Annotated in this window: 19 protein-coding genes; 10 read left to right on the forward strand and 9 right to left on the reverse strand. The window is 55.2% G+C overall.

The window, feature by feature from the left end; translation table 11 throughout:
- The first annotated feature begins 119 nt into the window (after positions 1-119).
- The 5 genes from H8F21_RS15570 to H8F21_RS15590 all read left to right on the forward strand — a co-directional run bounded on the left by H8F21_RS15570 (position 120) and on the right by H8F21_RS15590 (position 4,493).
- Complete coding sequence (locus H8F21_RS15570) at positions 120-746, forward strand: hypothetical protein (protein WP_203584899.1); 627 nt, start codon at positions 120-122, stop codon at positions 744-746.
- A 119-nt stretch (positions 747-865) separates the two neighbouring features.
- Positions 866-1,978, forward strand: coding sequence for a radical SAM protein (locus H8F21_RS15575; protein WP_236043057.1), 1,113 nt, complete (start codon positions 866-868; stop codon positions 1,976-1,978).
- Between the two features lie 2 nt (positions 1,979-1,980).
- Entirely contained in the window at positions 1,981-2,295 is a 315-nt protein-coding gene (locus tag H8F21_RS15580; RefSeq protein WP_203584901.1) for a hypothetical protein, read from the forward strand.
- On the forward strand, positions 2,276-3,445 hold the full coding sequence (locus H8F21_RS15585) for a transcriptional regulator (protein ID WP_203584902.1): 1,170 nt from the start codon (positions 2,276-2,278) through the stop codon (positions 3,443-3,445). The genes H8F21_RS15580 and H8F21_RS15585 overlap by 20 nt, the downstream gene beginning before the upstream one ends.
- 10 nt (positions 3,446-3,455) lie before the next feature.
- Complete coding sequence (locus H8F21_RS15590) at positions 3,456-4,493, forward strand: ATPase, T2SS/T4P/T4SS family (RefSeq protein WP_203584903.1); 1,038 nt, start codon at positions 3,456-3,458, stop codon at positions 4,491-4,493.
- A 22-nt stretch (positions 4,494-4,515) separates the two neighbouring features.
- Here H8F21_RS15590 and H8F21_RS15595 read toward each other — a convergent pair whose 3' ends face one another.
- The gene (locus H8F21_RS15595; protein WP_203584904.1) at positions 4,516-5,286 is read right to left on the reverse strand and encodes an EAL domain-containing protein; all 771 of its coding nucleotides are present in this window, start codon (positions 5,284-5,286) and stop codon (positions 4,516-4,518) included.
- Positions 5,287-5,441: 155 nt separating this feature from the next.
- Between H8F21_RS15595 and H8F21_RS15600 the strand changes: the two genes are divergently transcribed.
- Together H8F21_RS15600 and H8F21_RS15605 are read left to right on the forward strand one after the other, a co-directional pair.
- Complete coding sequence (locus H8F21_RS15600) at positions 5,442-8,135, forward strand: PD-(D/E)XK nuclease family protein (RefSeq protein WP_203584905.1); 2,694 nt, start codon at positions 5,442-5,444, stop codon at positions 8,133-8,135.
- Between the two features lie 193 nt (positions 8,136-8,328).
- The gene (locus tag H8F21_RS15605) at positions 8,329-11,694 is read left to right on the forward strand and encodes a UvrD-helicase domain-containing protein (protein WP_203584906.1); all 3,366 of its coding nucleotides are present in this window, start codon (positions 8,329-8,331) and stop codon (positions 11,692-11,694) included.
- Positions 11,695-11,697: 3 nt separating this feature from the next.
- Here H8F21_RS15605 and H8F21_RS15610 read toward each other — a convergent pair whose 3' ends face one another.
- From H8F21_RS15610 to H8F21_RS15630, 5 genes are all read right to left on the reverse strand, one after another.
- Positions 11,698-12,222, reverse strand: coding sequence for a hypothetical protein (locus H8F21_RS15610; RefSeq protein ID WP_203584907.1), 525 nt, complete (start codon positions 12,220-12,222; stop codon positions 11,698-11,700).
- A 1-nt stretch (position 12,223) separates the two neighbouring features.
- Positions 12,224-12,445, reverse strand: a complete 222-nt coding sequence (locus tag H8F21_RS15615) for a hypothetical protein (protein ID WP_203584908.1) — start codon at positions 12,443-12,445, stop codon at positions 12,224-12,226.
- Positions 12,442-13,149 carry a Crp/Fnr family transcriptional regulator gene (locus H8F21_RS15620; protein WP_203584909.1) on the reverse strand — a complete coding sequence of 236 codons (708 nt, stop codon included), beginning with the start codon at positions 13,147-13,149 and terminating at the stop codon, positions 12,442-12,444. The genes H8F21_RS15615 and H8F21_RS15620 overlap by 4 nt, the downstream gene beginning before the upstream one ends.
- On the reverse strand, positions 13,149-13,562 hold the full coding sequence (locus H8F21_RS15625; protein WP_203584910.1) for a 30S ribosomal protein S10: 414 nt from the start codon (positions 13,560-13,562) through the stop codon (positions 13,149-13,151). Before H8F21_RS15625 ends, H8F21_RS15620 begins: the two co-directional genes overlap by 1 nt.
- Positions 13,563-13,901: 339 nt before the next feature.
- Positions 13,902-14,918: a hypothetical protein gene (locus tag H8F21_RS15630; protein WP_236043059.1), complete on the reverse strand. Its 1,017-nt coding sequence runs from the start codon at positions 14,916-14,918 to the stop codon at positions 13,902-13,904.
- A gap of 141 nt (positions 14,919-15,059) precedes the next feature.
- Here H8F21_RS15630 and H8F21_RS15635 point away from each other — a divergent pair, with 141 nt between their 5' ends.
- A complete protein-coding gene (locus H8F21_RS15635; protein WP_203584911.1) occupies positions 15,060-15,428 on the forward strand; it encodes a PilZ domain-containing protein in 369 nt (122 codons plus the stop codon).
- Positions 15,429-15,929: 501 nt separating this feature from the next.
- On the opposite strand, the gene H8F21_RS15640 is transcribed toward H8F21_RS15635, so the two are convergent.
- The 3 genes from H8F21_RS15640 to H8F21_RS15650 are packed head-to-tail and all read right to left on the reverse strand — an operon-like array spanning position 15,930 to position 18,608.
- Positions 15,930-17,081 (reverse strand): hypothetical protein, encoded by a 1,152-nt coding sequence (locus tag H8F21_RS15640; RefSeq protein ID WP_203584912.1) that lies wholly within the window; start codon positions 17,079-17,081, stop codon positions 15,930-15,932.
- Between the two features lie 2 nt (positions 17,082-17,083).
- Positions 17,084-17,617, reverse strand: coding sequence for a tetratricopeptide repeat protein (locus H8F21_RS15645; RefSeq protein ID WP_203584913.1), 534 nt, complete (start codon positions 17,615-17,617; stop codon positions 17,084-17,086).
- Positions 17,618-17,630: 13 nt separating this feature from the next.
- Entirely contained in the window at positions 17,631-18,608 is a 978-nt protein-coding gene (locus H8F21_RS15650) for a DNA replication terminus site-binding protein (RefSeq protein ID WP_203584914.1), read from the reverse strand.
- Between the two features lie 130 nt (positions 18,609-18,738).
- Between H8F21_RS15650 and H8F21_RS15655 the strand changes: the two genes are divergently transcribed.
- On the forward strand, positions 18,739-20,391 hold the full coding sequence (locus H8F21_RS15655) for a hypothetical protein (RefSeq protein ID WP_203584915.1): 1,653 nt from the start codon (positions 18,739-18,741) through the stop codon (positions 20,389-20,391).
- Positions 20,381-21,004: a DUF922 domain-containing protein gene (locus H8F21_RS30035; protein WP_413243043.1), complete on the forward strand. Its 624-nt coding sequence runs from the start codon at positions 20,381-20,383 to the stop codon at positions 21,002-21,004. Before H8F21_RS15655 ends, H8F21_RS30035 begins: the two co-directional genes overlap by 11 nt.
- Positions 21,005-21,080: the final 76 nt, after the last annotated feature.

A 21,080-nucleotide genomic window follows, 5' to 3' on the forward strand; every position in this document is an offset into this window, starting at 1 on the left:
AGTTCCGAGATGCATTGATTACTGCTCCAGTATCGCTAGGCCGCACTGGCGTAGTACTGCGTGTGCTGGATGCCTTTGTCGATGGGATCTATGGCTCTATGCGCCCGGATACCTTGGTCATGGGTAACGATCCTCTGGTCGCCCTCTGTATCGCACTTGAGCGCGCTATGCGAGGAGAGCGGGTAGCGATAGCGCCTGACACACTCGACACAGGATCGTGGCCCAAACCTGACTATGCGCAGAATGCGCTAGCCATCTTCAATTGCTGGGACGAAGCCATGGCACGAGAAGTCGCCAAGCAATTCCCATCACTGCCTTTGGTTGCATCGTTGCCGGAGTGCCTGACCGCGTTGAGCAAGGCATGTATGGCGACCGGCCGTGTAACACTGATTGATGGCACCACCTTCCAGACAAGCCACGGGTACATTCGCGGCGACCGGAATCGTGAGGTTCTGTTTCCTCTTCGCCCAGGTCAGCGCGACACAGCCGGTCTAAACCCAGCCTGGAAATTCCTTTCTCGACGACTGAATCGAACCCTCTTCAATCACCGAGAGCTCGAGTTTGTTAGTGCTGGCGCGGTGGTGCTCACAAGCCACCCATCTTCCTTTGTCGACTCCAGCGGTACTGCATACACCCGCGTGGGCCAGGCCAGAGTCGAAAAGCCCGAGGTTGTTGATGCCTCAGCCCGCGTCGACGATCTACGTTCAGCATTTCCAGAAGGTATGACCCAATGCAGCCAGGCTTGACCTCCATCGGAGAAACGGGGCGGCATACGTTTCTGTTCCAGATTAACGTCACCCGACGTTGTGATATGCGTTGCTCCCACTGCTACATCCTGTCCGACAAAAAGGACAAGAGCCCTGACATGAGCGAGGCAGAGTTTCTGCATGTCGTGCAGGGGATCGTTGAGCATATGCAGGCAGACCACAACTTCGCGCAGCGCTACAACCACGTCGATATTCATGTCATCGGGGGCGAGCCCTCCATGCTTGGTGTCCCATTCTTCGAAAGCGTGCTGCCTAAGGCAAAGGTCCTCCTGGCAATGATCCCGCAGGCGGTTTCGTTCTCAATCGTGACGAATCTGTTGCAGAAGGAGGCACTCGACGTCGCAAGGCTTTTCGACAAGGTGTCTACGTCCTATGAGCGGTCCACCAGATTCAAGAAGCGCAGACACGAGGAGATGTGGCGGAGCAACGTGGCCACCCTGATGGAAGAGTCACGCCACCCGGAGTTGTATGGCCCTAAGGACTTTGCGGTGACAACGGCTTTGGTCAAGCCAGTAGTCGAAGCGGGTGCTGCGGCGATGATGGAGGAACTCTACGAACTAGGGTTCACAAAAGTCCATTTTGGCTTCTTCATCCCTTCAGGGGACGGTGATCTCAACTCCAAGTTGATCCAGCCGAAACACGCAGCCACCTCCCAGTTTTACATTGAACTGATGGACTGGTACCTCGCAAATCGCGACCACATCGACGACCTTTGGATCAACCCTTGTGAGTCCTGGCTGGATGCGGTGTATCGAAACGCACCTTCGGACGACGTGGTTTGCCCAATTGTCGCTGGTGCACTCGATATTGATTCTGATGGCCGCACGATCAGCTGCATTGAAAAGGGTGGCACCAATGATTACGTGTCCCACGGGAACGTATTTGAAACCCGTGAGGTGGCAGGAGAGGGTGGTGTAACAGAGGTCCAGTTCACCACGACTATTCATGAAGTGTTGACCTCCGCAAGCTATCTAAGGGAGGTCGTGAAGGCTCGCCGGCTACCTGAAATCTGTCGTAGTTGCGACGAGCGAACACTCTGCCAGGCCAATTGCGGTGTATTGCATGAGCAGTGGAACCAGAAGGACGAATGCCCAGGATTCAAGACCTTCATCAAGTACGTCCGGCATCTGGTGGAGGACAAAGGGGTCCTACCAAAATCGGTCCTTGAGCGCGAACGTTCGATGGGCAACCACCTGATTGCGGTTGGGTGATCATGACTGCAAAAAAGCCCCCTACCTTCCTCTCTATTTTCCCATTGCTCGCGCGGATGCTGTATCGCGCAACAAAGAAGCTACTGAGCGTAGACACCATCGTTGCGCTTGAAAAGAAGCAGGGGCAGGGCAGCGGAGAGAAGACACCCGAAGAAGTAGATTTCGAAAATCACCTCGAATCTACCCCGGTATTCGTTGAAGAAGCGACTTCCCCATATTTTCGCAAAGCTGAATCCCTGCTTGAGGATGCCAATGAGGTAGGCCAAGGCCGTTTCGTGATCAATGAAGAGGTGCTGCGTGCAGTCCGTAAACGATAGATTCACCCTCCTGGACGAGAACCGAAGGGCGGACACCATCGAAAATGGCTATTTCGTCTTCACTCTGATGCCCACTCTGCATTGCCCATACAACTGCAAGCACTGCTACTTAAGTAAGGAGCAGCGCGCCGACAAAAGCGTGATGAGCCTCGATGACCTGCGCACGGTTTGCCGCAAGGTCCACGCTTTCTTCGAAGAGCAACAGCTCGCGCAGCGTACGATCATTGCCTATAACTACGGCGGTGAGCCCACTGCAGCTGGGCCTCAGTACTTTGAGGACTATGTGCAGGTGATGGCCGACGAGTTCCCTGCATCTGCTGGGTACCACGTCCGCCATGTGATGCTCACCTCAATGCTCGGTGTCGACCTGGACGTGTGGGAGCCACTTTGGAAGAAGTACTGCAACGGGTACGTTCAGACCTCCTACGACGGCGACATGCGTTCAGGCAACTATGTGCGTAAGTGGGAGCTCAAGGTCACAGAAGCAATTCGGCGCGGCCTGAAGGTCGGCACGATCAGCGTGGTCAACTCGGATCTTCTAGCACAGGGTCCTCGCGCTACATTGGACAAGCTTCGCACACTGGGTGTCCAAGAGTCGGGCTGGCTACCGTTCATGCTCAACGAACAAAACGATGTGCCTGGCAAGTACGACTCCCTAGCCCCGACCATGAGAGCCTTCAATGACTTCATGATCGAGATGCTTGACTACTGGTATGACCTTCAGGAGCGAGGAATACGCGCACCGGCGATAGGAGAGGCCCACTTCGCTGTCGACAAGATCAAAGGGCACGCCATGGGCAACATGGCCGGTCAAACCCTATTCCTGCTACCCAACGGAGATCTGGTGCTTCCCAACTATCGGGACGGATGGAAGGAGTACCTGCACTCGTTCGGGAACATCTTAGAACCAGGCGTCACCTTTCGGGACATCCTCTGTTCTCGGGAGCGATTGGTCTATCTGCGCCGGCAAATGCGACGGAACGACAATCCGGAATGTACGACTTGTGAATTCCGCAACGCCTGCCTACTTGAGTTCGCAAAACCCAATAAGCCAGACGATGAGTGCTTCGGTGCTAAGCGCTTCGTTGCGCACGCCATTTATCGAAATGGTATCGACCCCCGCCTCAGCGGCCCCGTTCAACTGTATTAGGAGATAACCGGTGACTGTGCTTACGAGCAACCGTAGCGATCAGACTCCTCTGAAGCTTGATGAAGCGACGAACATCACCCTGACTCAAGATAGTCTTGAGGCAGAGGATAACCTTGGCCGGTTCGAAATCATGAAGCCGCCAGGGGCGTGGCGAGACTTCTATGATCGGATGCTTTCCGAGAAGGGGAAAGGAAACAAACGTAAGGCAGCCAACTTTACAACCCCGTTCAACGGTGAGCGCTATCGTTGCATCCTAGCGGACTCAGCCGCGGGGCAAATCATCACCATGCGCCGTCTGATGAAGACCATTCCCCGGCTTGAGCAGGATCTTGGATTGGATTGGAATGCCATCCGTGGTTTGCTTGAAGGCTCAGGCCTGACCATCTTTGCTGGTCAAATGGGTTCTGGTAAGTCGACAACCATGATCGCGGCTATTGAGCGGCTGGGTCGCGCGATGCGTGGAAACTTGGGCACCGTTGAAGACCCGATCGAGGTTGAGTTCACAGGTGGCGCGGTCATACAGCGGGAGGTTGGCACACACGTAGACTCGTTCTCTGAGGCGATTCGAGACTTCGTTCGCCAGTACCGGAAGACGATCATGGTCGGTGAAATCCGCGATCCTGAAACAGCCGATGCGGCTGTTCTAGCAGCTTCCCTTGGTCATAGTGTCGTAGGTACGCTCCATGCGGATAGCGCTATCGATATTCCAACCCGTATGAACTCGCTGCTCGATCCGAAGTTGGCGCGGATTCTTCCTTCGGTCCTACGGGGCATGTGGTGGCAGCACGTCTATCGTCGTGGTGACAAGAGCAAGCCTCTGCCAATCTATGAGTCGCTGTATGTCACCAACGCGGTACGCCAGATCATTTCCGATGGGCCTGACAAATTGCCTCAGTTAATGAATGAAATGGTGAATCAGAAGCGGGTGTCGATGGCTCAATCTGCGTTAACTTGGGTCGGTAAAGGCATGGCATCCCGTGAGGAAATGAAACAGTGGCTACTGACTCGCGGCCGCATTAACGATGCGCAGCTTGACCTGACTCGGTAAGTTGTTTGCACCGAATGCGTCACTAATCGTGGGGGCGCATCTCGGTAAAGTGCTGTAAATCGGCAGGGTTTGCCGGCATGCCCAGGAAATATCCCTGGCAGAGGGAAATGCCCAGTTGCCTGGCAAGCGACAGTTCATCAGTCGTTTCTATCCCTTCCAGAACGACTTGCTTGCCCAGGCGGCGGCACAGCTTGACCAAGCTCTCGACCTCGGCCCGGGTTCTCTCTGACACCATCAGTTCCCTGGTTGATTCTCGTGACAGCTTACAGCCGGCCACCGCGTCGCTGAAAATCAATGAGCGCTTTGCGTACCCATCCCTTACGTCATCAACCATTACGGTCAATGCCTGAAGCCGGAGTACTTCCAAACGCTTTGTTAGGATTTGAGCGTCCACATCTGCAGTTTCTGTTACCTCGAACGAAACCCTGCCTATCACCTGGTTCGAGGTAAGAGATCGTATTGCGTCTTCGACGAACGTGGGGTGGGCAATCGAGAGTTGGCTCGTGTTGATCCATACAGAAAGCCGCGGTCTGGATCTCAACAGTGCGATAACTTGGTCCAGTACCCAACGGTCGATCTCAATAATGGTCCCATCCGCTTCAGCGCGAGTTACAAGTTCGGCCGGCCCTTGGGTGACTCCCCGGTTTGTAATTCTGAGCAGGGCCTCAAAGGCAACAACGAATTGGTTCTCCGCCTTGATGCTGAAGACGGGTTGATATGCGAGGCTAAAGCTCGATGGCGATAGCCCCTCATGTGACCAAGCTGATGCATTTGAAAAACTCGGCTGCGACATTTCTTGTGACCATGCAAAGAGCGGATACCCTAATAGTGGGCAGCAACAGCCCCATTTTGTGGTATTTGTCTAAAGAATTTGGTGACAGTGTTTTGGGGTGGTGGCACCGCTGACTGTCGTTATTCTGGCTGTATCGCATACGGAGATCTGCCCGAATGAAATTCTTGAGCCACCTGGCAAACCTGACTGACGGCACTGTAGTGCTGGCCTCGACTGAACGTGTCGCTCGCCACATCAAACTGCAAGCAGCTCTGCTGCAGGCCGTAGGTGGCAAAAAGGCTTGGTTCGCAAAAGGGCAGATCATGACAATCACCAAGTGGATTGAGTCCACCTGGCTTGAGCTGATGCCGGATGAGCAGCTTCTGTACCCGGTACAGGAGTTGGCAACCGTAAAATCGGTCATCGATCAATCAGGCCTGCTGCCGGCAAACATGATCTCCTCAACCAATGCGGCGCGCCGCGTTGGCGTTGCCTACTCGGATGCTTACAAATACCGCGTCGATATGGATCTCGATCGATTCCGGTTTAAGGAGGAGTTCGAGGCCTTCTTTCAATGGAAGGAGCATCTGGATGCACATTGCCAGGCAAAGCAGTATGTGTTCCGGGCTCACCTTCCGGCCCTGCTGCTGCAAGCATTGCAGTCAGGTCAGGTCGACGTCCCTGAGCGGATCATCATCGTCGGCATGCTGGACCTCAACCCAGCTGAGAAGGCAGTGTTTGAGGCTCTGAAATCCGCCGGTACCGAAGTTATCATCGTGCCGCCGGAAGGGGACAAGGCCACTCCGCGACTGGTTCGCAGCCACAATAATGCCAGCGAAATGCTTGAGGTGGCCCAGTGGGTCGCTAAGCAACTGGAGCCTTTCGTTGACACCCCTCAGGCAGCTCCGTCCCTTGCGATTGTGGTGCCAGACATCCGTGCCTACAAAGGTCCCCTTCTTGATGCTTTGAGCCTGCACACAAGCCCCGGCTCCCTGTTGCCTGCTGGGCCTGATGGTGAGACACGCGCACCTTGGGATATTTCCAGTGGGGCGACGTTGGGCAGCCGCCCAATGATCCGGGCAGCCATGGATCTGCTCTCTATCACTCCAGACAAAGCTGATCCTGAGACCTTCAGTCGTGTATTGCGGTCTCAGTGGATCGGCGGGCATGTAGGCGAGTCTGCGACCCGCGCTCTGCTTGATGTCTGGTTCCGTGACAACATGGGCTTGAACATGGGCGGCAAGGACTTCCTTCGCGCCATCGGTTCCTACAAGGGTGACGCGGTACCGGACTTCCGGAAACGTTTTGGGGGGTTGCTTGAGAAGCTCATCAGCGGTGAGCAGAGTCGCTATCCATCGGAGTGGGCGGATCACGTCAGTGAAGCGCTGAACGACATCGGCTGGCCAGGGCAAAGCGAGCTGGACAGTGCGAACTTCCAGACCCTGAATGCATGGGCCGAGGCCTTGGCACTATTCCGCACTCTCGATGCCCAGCTAGGGACTGTTCAGTATGAGCGAGCGTTTATGTGGCTGCGGGAAATCGTTGATACAAGGCAATTCCAGCCGCGCATCAGCCACCTTGCCCCAGTTTCGATCCTTGGGTATGAAGATGCCATTGGACTGAGCTTTGATGCCCTGTGGATCATCGGCGCCTCGAACACAGTGCTGCCGGGGCGCGCGGAACCCTCCCCATTCATTCCAACTGATCTGCAGATCAATGCCGGGATCGCCGAAGCATCCAGCGAGGGTATGCTCACTTATGCGCAATCGGTTGTCGGTGCTTTGCTCAGTACCAGTGAAGACGTAACGGTTTCATGCCCAAGCCACAACGAAAAAGGGGCTTCAATCGGAGCCAGTGAACTGTTTGGCTCGTGGCCTGTTGTCGCTCCAACCTTGGAAACGAAAGGCGACTTTCTCGACGACCTGATGGGAAAATTGGACAGAACGGTCTTTCATATCGAGACCATTCCGCCGGTGACCCCATTGGAGCTGACAGATCTCAAGGGAGGCGTACGAATTTTCAAGGACTACGCCGAATCGCCGTTCTTTTCCTTCGTTCGCAATCGCCTGCGAGTAGAAAAGTTTCCAGAGCCCATTATCGGTCTTGACCCGCGGATCCAAGGGACAATGGTCCACCTGGTTTTGGAACTGTTCTGGAAGGTAATCCGTACCTCCAAAGCTTTGAAGGCTTTTTCCGACGAGGCCCTCAAGACCGAGGTTGAGAGGTATACACAGCAAGCATCCGAACAGCTGCTGTACAAGCTGATCTGGCGCTACGGGATGAAGCTGATCATGCTGGAACAGCGCCGTATCGTTGACCTGGTCATTGATTGGTTGGAGCTGGAGAAGAAACGTGAGCATGAGTTCGAAGTGATCGGGTTCGAGGAAAAGCACGACATTATGGTCGGTGATGTTCCTTTGACCGTGAGCCTCGATCGGCGCGAGCGGATCTTCCTTGATGACGAGCAGATTGAGACCCGGATCGTGGTGCAGGACTATAAAACTGGCCAGGAAATGCGCATGAACAGCCTGAATGCTTCCAGCCTGACCGAACCTCAGCTCCCTATCTACGCAACGAAGATTGAGCAGGCCGATGATGTCGCGCAGATCGATGGGATTGTGCTGGCGCAGGTTAACCAGAAATCACTGGGGTACCACGCCCGTTCTAACTTCTCGGCCTCCCTTGTTGCGGGGAAGAAACCCCGAGCTGAGGACGTAGACACTTCGGAAAAGTGGGAAGAACAGAAGGACGCCTGGAACCGGCAGTTGGATGCAATGAGCGCTGGCTTTGTTGGCGGGAACGGAACCCTTGACCTTGATGGGAAGGCTTTTCCAATTGGGTATGAGTACATCGCGCCGCTGACCCGATAGGGTTGCTCCTCACGGCCTGCAGGCACTTGTGCCCTGTAGGCCGCGCACCAAAACATTCCGCATGCGAAAACTTTATGCGCCTGAGATGCAGTTTTTGGCCTGCGATTCTCAGGTACCAAGTTTGATCGAGGTTGCCGCTGGTGGCACACGGGCCAGCCGTTACTCTGGGTCCAACTGATTAGGAGCTCGGCCCATGACCGCTTACGAACCCTTCACCGCTCTTCCACACCTGGACCCAATCTTTGCTGGGATCCGTGGGCTGGATATTGACGACGCCGAAGCTCGCGCGCTGGCAATCGATCCGCGACGCTCTCTCCTGCTGTTGGCCCCAGCCGGCTCCGGCAAGACCTCTACCCTGCAGATGCGTCTGCTGTCTTGCCTTACGGTCGTAGAGCGCCCTGAAGAGGTTCTGGCTATCACCTTCACGAACATGGCTGCTGCCGAAATTGTGGAGCGCGTGCTGGGTGCTCTCCAGCAGGCCGCCACCGGTGTTGAACCTACTCTGGAGCATGAACTTCCGCAGTATCGTCTCGCTAGGCTGGTTCTTGAGCGTGACAAGGAAATGGGGTGGAACCTGCTCCTGAACCCAAGTCGTCTTCGGATCATGACCTTCGACAGCTTCTGCGCGTCATTGGCGAGCAAAACGCCGATCATGTCGGGCTTGGGTGGTGGCAAAACCACGGACGACGCGTCTCTGATCTACCGCCTGGCAATCATTGAAACCCTGAAGTCGGTGAACGACAACGACATCCCTGAGGCGCTTGCAGAAGCCTTGGAAGCTGTGTTGACGTTCGCCAAAAACCGCTTTGAAACCCTGGTCCCACTGTTCGAAAGCCTTTTGACCAAGCGGGATCAGTGGGCTGGGCGCATCATGTCCCTTGATCCTGTAGCTATGCAGGAGGCCGTCAGCACAGCTGTACTGCAGTCCGCAGAACAGGCGATCCAGCTCATCCCCGGGTCTGACCTTGAGCGAGCCATGAACTGCCTCCAAATGGCTTCTGGCGCGCTGGAAGGCTTTGAATGGGCTGCTAACAAACCCCAGTTTGTGGCCAGCGCCGAGACAATGCCCTATTTCGGTAACTTCGCATCGTACATGCTGACCGGCACCGGCACGGTTCGTGCGAAGGTCAATGTTTCAAACGGATTCCCGGCGAAGCATGTTTGCACCGTTGAAATGAACGAAATCCTGGCTGATATTAAATCAGGTGGATGCACCGATGCTTTCGCCCAGGCACTGGGTGTCCTCGCAAACCTGCCAGACCTTGAGTACCCAGCGCGCGCCGCCAAGATGGTTGAGCACTTCACCGTCATCCTGCGATACCTGCTTGCAAACCTCACGCTGGCAATGGAAGGGACCAACTCCCTGGACTTCCCTGAGATTGCCCAGCGGGCAATCCAAGCGCTTGGCGCTGGTGAATCGGTCGGTGATGCACTGCTCGAAGAAGACCGTATTCTGCACATCATGGTCGATGAATTTCAGGATACCAACCAGGCCCAGTACGATCTGCTGAAGCTGCTCGTTGAGAACTGGGAGATCGGTGATAACCGCTCCGTTGCGTTTGTTGGTGATGGATTCCAGAGTATCTATCTCTTCCGGGGCGCGGACCTGAAGCTCTTTACCTCAGTTGTTGCGGCAAAGGCCTTTGGACCTAAGGAAATGCAGGTTTTGCGTCTGACGGTCAACTTCCGATCCCTGCCGGGCGTTGTTAACTGGAACAACGAAACCTACGCTCAGGTCTTCAAGGACTCAGCCTATGAGTTCGTTCCCTCTGTGCCTTTCCGAAAGGGTGATGGAGGCGTCGAGGTTCATCCAATTGCCACCGGCGCACTGGGTGAGGCTGAGGCTGTAACTGAGGTGATTACTTCAGCGTTGGCCAAAGATCCGACCAAGTCGATTGCGATTCTGGTTCGAGGTCGATCCCACCTAAAGCGAATCCTGCCGATGCTGAAAGAGGCCGGTATTGAAGTCCGTGGCAAGGACATCGATCCAATCGGTGAGGCGGCACCTGTATCCGAGGTGATCGCTCTGATCCGAGCGCTTTGGCACTCTGCGGACCGCGCGGCGTGGAGTACGCTATTGCGAGCATCCTTCGTGGGGCTGAGCTGGGATGATTGCCTCAAAGTCTCCCAAGGACACAAGGTCATCGGGCATGCACTCCGCGAGGAGGCTGTACAGGATCAGGCGTCTTTTGAGGGTCGCTCTCGAATTCAGCGTCTTGTCGCTGTGCTTGATGGCGTAAAACGCTCCAGCCGCGGCTCTGAGTTGGCCTGGGCTGTTAAATCCGCCTGGATTGCCTTAGGAGGCCCGGCTACTGTCGATCGGGGCCAAATGGATGACGTAGAAACCATTTTCAAGCTGCTGACTGCACATACAGAGTCAGGAGATCTTGTAGATCCGCAAGCGTTCTTCCGCGCCATCGACAAGGCATACGCCAGCCCTAAAGCCGGGGCCGTCACTGTGATGACTCTTCACGGCTCGAAGGGTCTTGAGTTCGATATCGTGCTGATCCCTGGCCTAAACAAGGGCGGCGCAAAAGATGATGCACCCCTATTTTACTTCCGGCAGATGGATGGTGTTTTCTCGGTAGTTCCTAACCTCGGCGACCTGGATCCTACAACCCCCGAGAGCCGTCTGTTCAAGTTCGTGGGGCGGATGGTACGGAAGGACATGGCGGATGAGGTATGCCGCGCCGCATACGTAGGAACGACACGAGCACGGGAGGATTGCCATTTGTTCGTGTGCGTTGACCGGTTCCCAGCAGCGGAGGGTGAGGAGCAGAAGGACAAAGGGATCAAGCCCACTTCCGGATCCTTGGCAGAGTGTTTATGGCCAGCAATCGGTGCCGAGGTGCAAGCCGTCGAACCAGCATTCCCTATCGTTGCTGATAAGGTATCAGGCGTCCCATCTAAGGCGCGTCTGGCCCCAGACTTCACAGTCGCACTGCCGAAATCGGTCTTCATCCCTGCGGCCAGTAATGACCAGATTCCTACCGAGAACGAGCTTGATGACGAGCTGCGCGAGGAAGAGGGGAACGACTACAGGGCAAAAACCATCGGCATCGTTTACCACTGGTTTGTGGAACAAATCGGCAAGCAGGGCGTAGAGCAATGGAGTGAGGAGCGGGTACGCACTAAGGCCCAGGCCATCGCATCGGTGTTGCGTCGAGAAGGGTATCCAGCAGCAGAGGTCCCTGCAGCTGTAGCACGCATCATCCGACTGCTGGTGAACACTGTTAACAGCGTCCATGGTCAGTGGATTCTGAAGAAGCGGCCAGGCAGCGGCCATGAGGTTCAGGTTAGCGCATACCGAAATGGCCGTTGGGTGCACCGCTTCCTGGATCGGCCGTTCGAAGAGGATGGGGTCTACTGGATCAGCGACTACAAAACGCCTGATTGTCCAGAAGGCATGTCCGAGGATGCTTTCGTTGCGCGGGAGGTGGAGCGCTATCGCCACAAGATGGAAGAGTACGGGGTGGCGGTTCAGGATGCTGGGGTCACACTGCCGGTCAAAAAGGTACTGTACTTCCCAGCTTTCGACCGGCTGGCTGAGGTCGCCTGACCATTACCTGGGGAACCGGATTTTCTGGTTCCCCGGTGATATTTTCATGCGTTTGTGCAGCGGTCGGGAGTCTTTAGGCTTCCTGTTTTTGAGAGAGATGGGAACCTCAGCGCGGATGCCAATGAGAGCCTGAAACAAGGCTTCATCAAACGGTACTTGCACGCATTGATCCTTGAAGCTCAGAACCCCTCTCACATTCGACGCTCTGAACACCTCACGCGCCAGGCCAATATAGAGAATCACCTGGTAATACTCGCGGCGTCGGACGTAACCCTTGTATTTACGGTTCTTAAATTCTCCCACCACGATTTGACCGGTGCGATTCCCTTTAAAGATGGCGTCAGGTTCTCCCCCGACCCCCAATGCGCTCAGTCGCTTGCGTGGGTGGCCCTTCCCAAGATCGGTACCGACGATAGTCCATTGATTCGCCGGTAGCGAAAATTGCTTGTAGATGTCGCGCGGCGCCTTAGCTTTAAGCGCCAGGTACAGGATCCCGGCTACGACAATAATCGCGATGATCGTCTGCATGTCAGATCTCGATGATTTTGAAGTAGAGGAGGGTGGAGACGATCACCAGGACGGCAACAACAAAGGCAGCCTTGTTTGGCCCGCTGCCGATACGACTGTGCGCGGCAGTACCCATTCGGGCCAGTTTCGGGTTGTAGGCGCCACCGGCTGAACTAACGAATTTTCCCGGATCCTCGGCGTAGGCAGCAATCTTGCTCACGGCCACGTTAGATTCGCGCTTCATGCCGACTCCACAGTGGGGTGCTGAAAGAGGAACGTTTTGTACCCATTGAATTTTAATGCCCCCTCATCTTCAAGAATTTTGAAAGCCCGGCTGGCAGATCGGCGCTCTACGCCCGCGAGGGTGCGTATCTCATCCTTGCTGGCCAGCACCTCGATTCCGCGGTCCGTTGGCCGTGCGTCTGGGTGGGCAACAAGCTTGTCGATCACACGCTTGATCCGGTCCAGGTCTTTGGCGAAAAGATACTGGGCCGATTGTGAGTGCTTCGTCATCAGGTTCAACTCTGCAGCCATCAGCACAGTCTCGCTGTAGCCGTTGGACTTCATGAACTCTTCATACCGGGCTCTTGGTACCTGCAGTAGGTACGTCAGACTGCGCGTCTCATAGCCAAACCGAACTTGCTTGGGTTGGAGCGGCCAAATCATGTCGCCCTGCCGCAGGGCGTCTACGAAAACCGCCTTGCTCCGCCCATCGAGTGTCAGCGCGAATGCCACAACACACCCTTTTAGGACGATGTAGAAGTCGCCCTGGTCTGTATCGAGCGTCGTCTTTGGTGGCATCTCAATGAGGTTTCCATAGTGGTTCCCGTTAATCAGCCAACTTGTCCAGGTTCCTTTCTGAGGGCTGGTTTTAAACCACTCCGGTTCTGGTGTATCGAAAACCGCGATGCTGGGTTGTTTCATTGCGTGTGAGTAACCATTGGCCATCAGTTGCCTTCCTTCAAGTCGTATTGGCCCTGGTACGACTCGATCTTGATGTTTACTGTCGCCGGCAGTGGTAGGGCGACGAGCGCCATGATGGATTCAGCGGTCGGGGAGACCACCAGTAAGAGGTTCCTGATCCGCTTCGCCTGCGAGCAGTAAAGGCCGCGTGAGCCGTTTGAGGGTGCTTCCCTGAGGATGATGTGACGGCGGCGCACCGTTGGTAGGGCCAAGGGGCCACGCACCTTTACACCTTCGCTACGGGACAATGCAGCCCTTATCGTTTTGGCGGTTTGTTGGACGACAGGATGCGCCAACCCATCAATCACGATGTAGAAGCTGCCGGAGGAAAAATTTGAGCGCATGGTTCTGGGATCGGCTAGATCCCAGGCCTGGGGGGACTTCGCTTCGCTGAACATAGGTCAAGGCCCTTGAGGTATCTCTTGCACCTAATAGTGGAAAGAGACAGCCCCATTTCAGCGACTTTGCGAAAGATTATTTGCTCAGCTGGGCAAATTTTGTCTGATGGTGAAGGGCGCGAGCGAAAGAACGTTGAGCTTTCCGAAGTCGGAGTGTGTCGAGTAGGCCTGGCGCACGGCGTAGTCGAATCGTACGTGGCCCAGTGAGGGCCCCTAGGATCTTGTCATAGAGTCCCAGCATCTGCGGGCAGTTCAGTTCAGTAACACGCGGCAGCGATTCCTCGTGTGCCTTCACGGCTGCTTCAATGACCTTCTGCTTCCAGAGTCTGTATTTGTGGATCACTGCTGCATTCCTCCGGAAGTACGTTTTCTGCTGCGGGCCTGGTGCATGAAGACCAGAAACATCCCGCCAAAGAACCACACCACTATGAATGTGGTAGAGAAGGAGAGGACGCCCACCTTGGCAACCTTTAGCGACTGCGCTGGGTACTGTTCATCGAAAACAACTCGATAAAGCTGGTCGTTCTTGTATGCGGTGACGATGACTTTCTGACTAGCCTCTACCCCTCTCAATACAGTATCGGTTTCGTCGACAGGTAGAGGAAAGACGTCAAGCCAGCCTGTGACACTCATCCGTACAGCCTTGATGGACTCAATGATACTCCCAGTAGATGGCGCAGCCAAAACCTCAGCTGGGATTTCATTTCCGACCCACTCAAAGCACTTGATGGGCAACTGGTCGCACTGGTACTTGAATCGGCCAGGGTAGCTAGCGGTCAACTCCTTTTGGTAGAGCATCCGCTGTTCAAGCAATTCACCTTGGATGTAGTAGGCGAACAGGTAGTGGATACAGCACAGAAAAGTGGTGTAGGCAACCAAGAAGAAGGTGATGTGAATCCGCATGAAACTTCGGAACCCACGTTGGAAGATAAAACGGCCGATGAGAGTCGTGAAAACAATCCCCAGGGTGAACACGTCACCCCGCTGGCGCTCGGCGGGGAGAACAGTGTGCCCCACCAGTGAGGAGAACCACTTGAAGCCCAGGTTAAGAAAATTGACCTCCTCCTGAAATAGCGAGAATGCTGCTATGGCAACCAGCCAGCCAAATGTCATGGTTCGACGGAAGTGTGCGAACACCCCGATCCACAAACCGAGGAACAGCACATAAACGCCAAAGTCCTCAAGAAGCTTCAGGAAGGTGATCGTTTCGCCGTCGGGGGTGGCGTAAGTCAAAGTCAGGCAAGCCAAAAGGTAGACAATTAGGAACAGCGGTACATGAAGCTGCCAGGGTATCCGTGATTCAAGAATGGAGGCTCCCCGGGTTACAGATGAAGGTATGCCGGCAATGAATTTCATAGGCTGGTTTTGGTTAGCCGTTGTAAGGAACTGACGATAGTATTCACTTCCCGATTGGATTCCAGCCAAAACGGGTCCTCGGAATTCTGTCACGCTTCTCCGCAATACAGATCCGCATAATCAGCTATTAGGAAAGACTGCATGACTGCATCCAGCCGGCGACACACGCGGTATGTGATCCCTGAGGGAGCGCTTCTCTCTCAGAAGATCAAGGGTAAGGGGCTCTTAGCGGGGATCCTGGGGTGGGCCGAATGCAGGGTAAGAGATTTGTCGATTGCGGGCGCTCTGATCCTCACCGACAAGAAGATGGGTATCGGGGATTCGATATGCATGAGGCTGACCCGAGCCAGAGGGGAAGAGCTTGAGTTCGAAGGGAAAGTCGTCAACTGCGGCACAGACCATCGAAGCGGCAAGTACACCTTGGGGATTTCGCTTTCTGAGCAGTTACCGAACTCCCAGGAGCACGTGTTTCTACACAAGCTGGCAGAAGTCTTTCCCGAGGCCCGCTAAGGGGGGGCTGGCCTGGCCAGTTTGAGCGGCCAGATGTGACAAGGCCCATCCATTTTCATGGACGGGCCTTGTATAGGACGAGGAAGAGCAACGGCACCCATAGGCGTTTGGATGTAGAAGGGGGTGACTTAGGAGTTAGGAGGTCTAAAGCCTATGCTTTCCTCAAAAGCTTGCCGAAATCTCGGCGGGGGTAGTGAACCCCATTGCGCACATTCTGGACGATCAATCATGAATTGTGAAGATGACAGGGACCAAATTTACCTTATATGGTCAACCTTTTCATGTTGGATCTCAGTAACAAAACAATACTGAGAAGCTCGACACACTCAGCGCACAGTTGTCAGACAACCAGACCACTAATCAGTTCAATCAGTTGGTAAATTTTCCTCGGCCGGCAAATCCGAGGGTAGCTACATCTGACCTGCGCCCACTCCCAACCCCTCAACACAACGCTCGATGCGCCCGCATCAGAGCTATTGGGCGCATGCAGCAGTTACTCAATCAGCCTGCGATCGGCTTGCCAAAGATCCGCTTGAAGATAGTCGCTCCCTGAACCTTCGTTTCGGGCGCTAGCTGCACCACACTGAACCTGACCCCGGTTTCGTTTGAGTGATATGCCAGCTGCAGGTTGGACTCTTTCTGGCCTATGAAAGGCGAGGACGCTGCCAGTGATTGATCCATCTGCAGATTGCCCGTGGCAAGCATGCTGCGGTCGAACCCAAAGATTGCGCGGGAGGCGAATTTGTCCCAAAGATCCGGGTCAGGGTGATCAATGGTCAGCACCACGTTGATATTAGCGCTCTTCGCGAGTTTAAGGCCCGCGTCGATTGACTCCTCGTCTCTTGCCAAGGGTACACGGTCGATAATCAGTGCACTCCCCCGATCGGCACCCTCGCTGAGCGCCGAGTAGTGAGCCGACACCAGTTGCTCAAGGGTGTAGGTGCGGTCAGGAAGTATTGTCACAGCCAAATGATGGCTTGGGTTCTGTCGCCGAGCACCCAGGATGAAGGAACTGTGGTCTTCAGACAGTGGCTTTCTGAAAACATCATGGGTGCGGCTGTAGTGGTTCAGGTAGTTGTCACCGTCCGGCGTTGAGCGCACGACGGCGACGAGCAGGTCATCCAGGCGGTTCATGCAAATCACCTGGTCGATCCACCGGGAAATCAGTTGTGGATCGGTGTGAATGACGAGTGTATGGCCGGCATAGTCCCGGCCCAGCAGGTACTGCGACGGAGGCATGAACCCCATACGTGCTTTGAACCTGGCCATTTGCTCTGGATCCTGTGAAGCCGGATCAATCCTGTCTTGGGCAGCATAGGTCTTGAGTGCATCAAAACTTGAGAAGCCCCACATTGTGGCAATCAGCGTGCCCTGTGGATGACCCTGCCGGACATCCTCAAGCGTGGTCTTAAGAGGATCCATGTTGGTAGCCATCCGAATGAACTCCATCATCTGGAGAGTACGGTCTGGAATTGCCTTGATCTCTTTAGGCGACTTGATTTTCTGAAGGCCGTTGATGGGGTCGACCAGATTCCCGGTACTCATGTCCAGACGGCTGTGGCCGTATGCGCGGGCTACGATAGCGTTCGCCTGAGAGTCGCTCAGGCCTAGAGCCCTTTGCTCGACGAGCCGTTCCCACTGTTCTTTGTACATACTCAGGAATCCAGAAGGTTTGTGATTGGTTGGTGACGCTCAACGAAGCCCAGGTATGCGGTGTACAGCTCCTGATCAGACTGTTCGTTGAGGGAGTTGGCCAGCAGCCGGTAAGCGCGGCGTAGGTCAGGTTTGATGTCGGTCAGGCCATGCTCGACGATTTTCACCAGCTCAATAGTGGCCTTGACATAGCCTGCTGACGCGGCCCGTTCGATGAATTTGATGCCTTTGGCAGTGTCAGCACCGGCGCGCTGCTTCAGTACATGCGACATGCCATACGTGAAGAGCGCATCACTCGAGGCCGGTTTTGCGACACATGCCAGGCGCAGCCAGTGGTCTGCGCGCGTGGAGTCCGGTTCAACGCCAATTCCTTGGTTCAGGCAGCGGGCAACCTGAAACATAGCCTTGCCGTCACCGTTCTCGGCAAGCTCCAGCATGTCGCGATACGCATTTGCCCGGCTGCGTTCGTCGTTGGAGAGTAGGTCACGGGTGAGGCTTGCCAGGCGCAGCGCGCAGGTTGATTCGATAGTCTGCATTTTGATGGTTGCCTTATTCTTCAGTGTCAGCATGAGTCGACTGGGGGCCAGCTTTTTTATTCCTCAGAGGGCCGTATTCACGGTATTTCTCCTCGTATCGGTAGAGATTCATGCTTTCAATATGAGGTTCGAGTTCAAGAAGCGCGCGCCCGGTTGCTTTCTTACTAGAGTTGCACGGTTCGTAAGTGAGTAGTGGTTTGATTTTTGGCCTTGGGCAACCGATCTCATATACGAAGGGAACAGGGCAAATGATCGGTTTGACCTTGTCGTCACCGTCTCTGACCCGAGCCCGGATGTGGGGTTTGACAGGGCGGCGAATGGCAACTTGCTCATTCGGGTCGAGCTTGCTAAGCAGATCAATCGCAACAAGAAGGGTTCGCTCAATTGACCCTTCTGGCGCTCCGTCCATGGTTGGCCGGCGGTCATGGTTCTGGTTGAGCAGCTCTTCCCAATCTTCGATCAGCTCTCCGGCGGAATGCCTGGTACCAGAGGATCCTGTGTCATCCCAGTAGAAATTGATGTTCTGAGGGTCGTCCAGGACATGCGTGCTACGCATTGCCTGTTTAGGGGAGATGTCCTGGAATTTTTTCCAAACCAGGCGGCGATCGTTTGTCTTTTTGATAGTGCCGATCAGCGTTGCCAATTCGTTACGCAGCGCGTTGGTTTGGACGATCTTGTCGATCGCGAGCCTGGGTAGCGCAATGGCACCAGGTACGCGCAATGTCTCTTTGGGACTTTGCCCTATCTTCAGGGTGATGCACGTCAGCGCTTCAAACGCAGCCTCGACAGCTTCTGCGCCCTCTAGTTGTCGTACCACGATAGGGTCCGCGTCATGCACGGCATTATCATGTCGGAACTCCATGCCATAGATCGCGTGAACCTCCACGTGATCGACCGACGCCTGAAGCACGGAATAAAGAACCTCTAGTTCGGTTTTCAGCCGATTGACTAGAGCTATCGCTTCGCTGATTGCGCTGAGGTGGAGTTCCATTGATATTTTCACGTTGTGAGCTTGCCCATCACTTTAACGGGCGGGCGAATTCCGGCAATGCCTTATGGGTTTGGCATTCATTATTGCGCGGGTACACTCTGGTGCATAACCAAAATGAGGTATCCAAATCTTGTCACTGGCCACTACCTTCGAAACTGCGAATAACCTGGGTGTATTAACCAAAGCCTGGCTGAGTCACGTGAAAGCGGTCCTGAAGGCAAATCCAGTGGACATCGGCGTCAAGCTTCAGCTGGACAGCGCGGCGTCTGTAGTCGCCCCCGCAGCACTCGTGGCGTCTGTTGTCCGGCACTCAGGTATCTCGCTGCGGCAAGAGCCCGTCCGTGTCCTCCTGATTGGTTCAGACCCTCTGATCAGATTCGACAAGTCGAAGTGGGCAAGTTTGGCGGGTGACATGCTGGGTGCGCCCGGTGCAGTGGAGATTCTGCTTACTGTAGACGAGGAAGCTGACTCCGAATTCTCGAAGCTGGCAACTGCTTTGGGGCTTAAGCCCTGCGGGCTGCTTACCCATGACGATGCCATTTCGGGTGGTGGGCCTCAGGTTGACCTAGCTATCTGGGTTCACCCAGCAGGTGAGTCTTCGGACGCTGCGGAAGCGCTTAACGCGACCACTGCCATCGCTATGGCGAGTGAGCGCGGGGTGCCGACCTTTGCTGTGTCGTTCAACGAAGTCGACCTTCATGCGCAGAACTTTCTGATCCATGGGAAGGCCTGGCAGTTGGTACCACTAGGTGGTGCTATTGAGCGTGGTGCCAAATCGGTCAATAAATTCGCGATTTCAACATCAGACTTGGGTGTTGAAGGCGGCTGGGCGGCAATTCTGAGCAAGCTCGAATTCACTACGCCCACTACTAACGCTGAGGAAATCGCCCTTGTACGTACTGCCATGAGACTGGTCTGTGCGGAAGGGGCTCTTCACAGCTCCTGGACGCTTGGCCAGCGAATCAATGGCGTGGCGTTCAACCGAATCATTCCCCTCGGTTTGCTGGGTAACATGGCGATCGATCCACAGGTTGGGCATGTTTTCCAGCAGGACGAGGATTCAAAGGAGCTGCGCCTCATTGGCCACCTCTGGCAGGATTCCTTGACCGTCATTCCGACCTCGAAGCGTGATCTTTTGTTATGGGCCTGCGGGATTAAGCTGGCCTTTCAAACAGAATTGCCGAAGGAGGACGCTCGCCGTAAAGAGGCAGTGGAATCGCTCGAAGAAGGCTATGAGGCCGGCGTTGTTGCCGCCGGGGTAGCACTTGCTCGGTGCTACGAGACCTCTAAGGCCGAAGGAAGCAGCGTCAAAGCAGAGCAGTGGCACCGAAAGGTTGGTGATCGGCACCCGTTGAGTGCCTATAGCCTGGCCTACAAGGCTCTTGATGATGAAGACTTCACTGCAGCCGAACATCACCTCCGAGCAGCTGCAGCATTTGGCTATCCGGTAGCTATGGCAGATCTCGGGAAGCTTCTTTGCAGCAGTGACAGAAGCGACGAGGGGCTGAATCTGTTAGCCGATGCGGCCGCGTTGAAGGACGTGGAGGCAAACTACGAGTTGGGTGAGGTATCAGCTAAGGAGGGAGAGCTCCAAGCGGCACTGGAGCATCTTCGGCACGCTTGGACTTATGGCCACGCGGAAGCCGCCGCCCTAGCTGCCCAGGTTGTGCAGTACATGCTCGAGCAGGGCATTGGGAAGCGCTCTCTGGTCAAGAGGGAAGCGAAGGAAATTGCGGCATATCAGAAGAAGCTCGATCGGCGCCTTGCAGCCAATGCTGCCTAGAGTGGTACGGCGCGTGACGCAGGGAAGGGTGGTGACGAGGCTTACCATCATTGCCCTGCTGGCGGGGGCGTCATGCTTAGCCCAAGGGGCTTCAGCACCTATCGTAGATTCCAGGGTTGTGACATATCCCGTATATGGGGAGACAGTCGAGGAGATCAAGCGATCAATTGCGGACAATGCACCAAGCCGCAACGGCAATTCGTATTACGCCGGCTTAACAAAATGGAACCTGGCTGCCACATACGACCTGATACCCACCCATCAAGGCTGTCTGCTTGATAACGCTGAGGTTTACCTCACACTCCGAATCCATCTACCTGTCTTGGCGCAGAAGCCTCGTTCTGCTGCCCTAGAGCGTGAATGGCGTCGATTCTTCAATTCACTCAATGCTCACGAGGCGCTGCATGGACAGAACGCCCACCGAGCCGCCACAACGTTGCTCGCAAAGATCAGTGGAAAGCGAACCGATGTGCCGTGCTCCCGGGCCAAGCTGATTGCTGAACAAGCGACACAGACCCTGATAGAGCGAATATCTGCGTATGACAAGGACTTAGATGCGCGGACCCATCACGGGGCAACCCAAGGGGCGATTTTGAACCCCAGTGTTCAGTAGGCAGTTCGCCCCAGGCACTGCTCACGCCCGGGCTGCCCGTTAACTTCTCTGTTGAAACCCCTACCCACAGCACCTG

The organism is Pseudomonas arcuscaelestis (assembly GCF_016881005.1).
Taxonomy (GTDB): Bacteria; Pseudomonadota; Gammaproteobacteria; order Pseudomonadales; family Pseudomonadaceae; genus Aquipseudomonas; species Aquipseudomonas arcuscaelestis.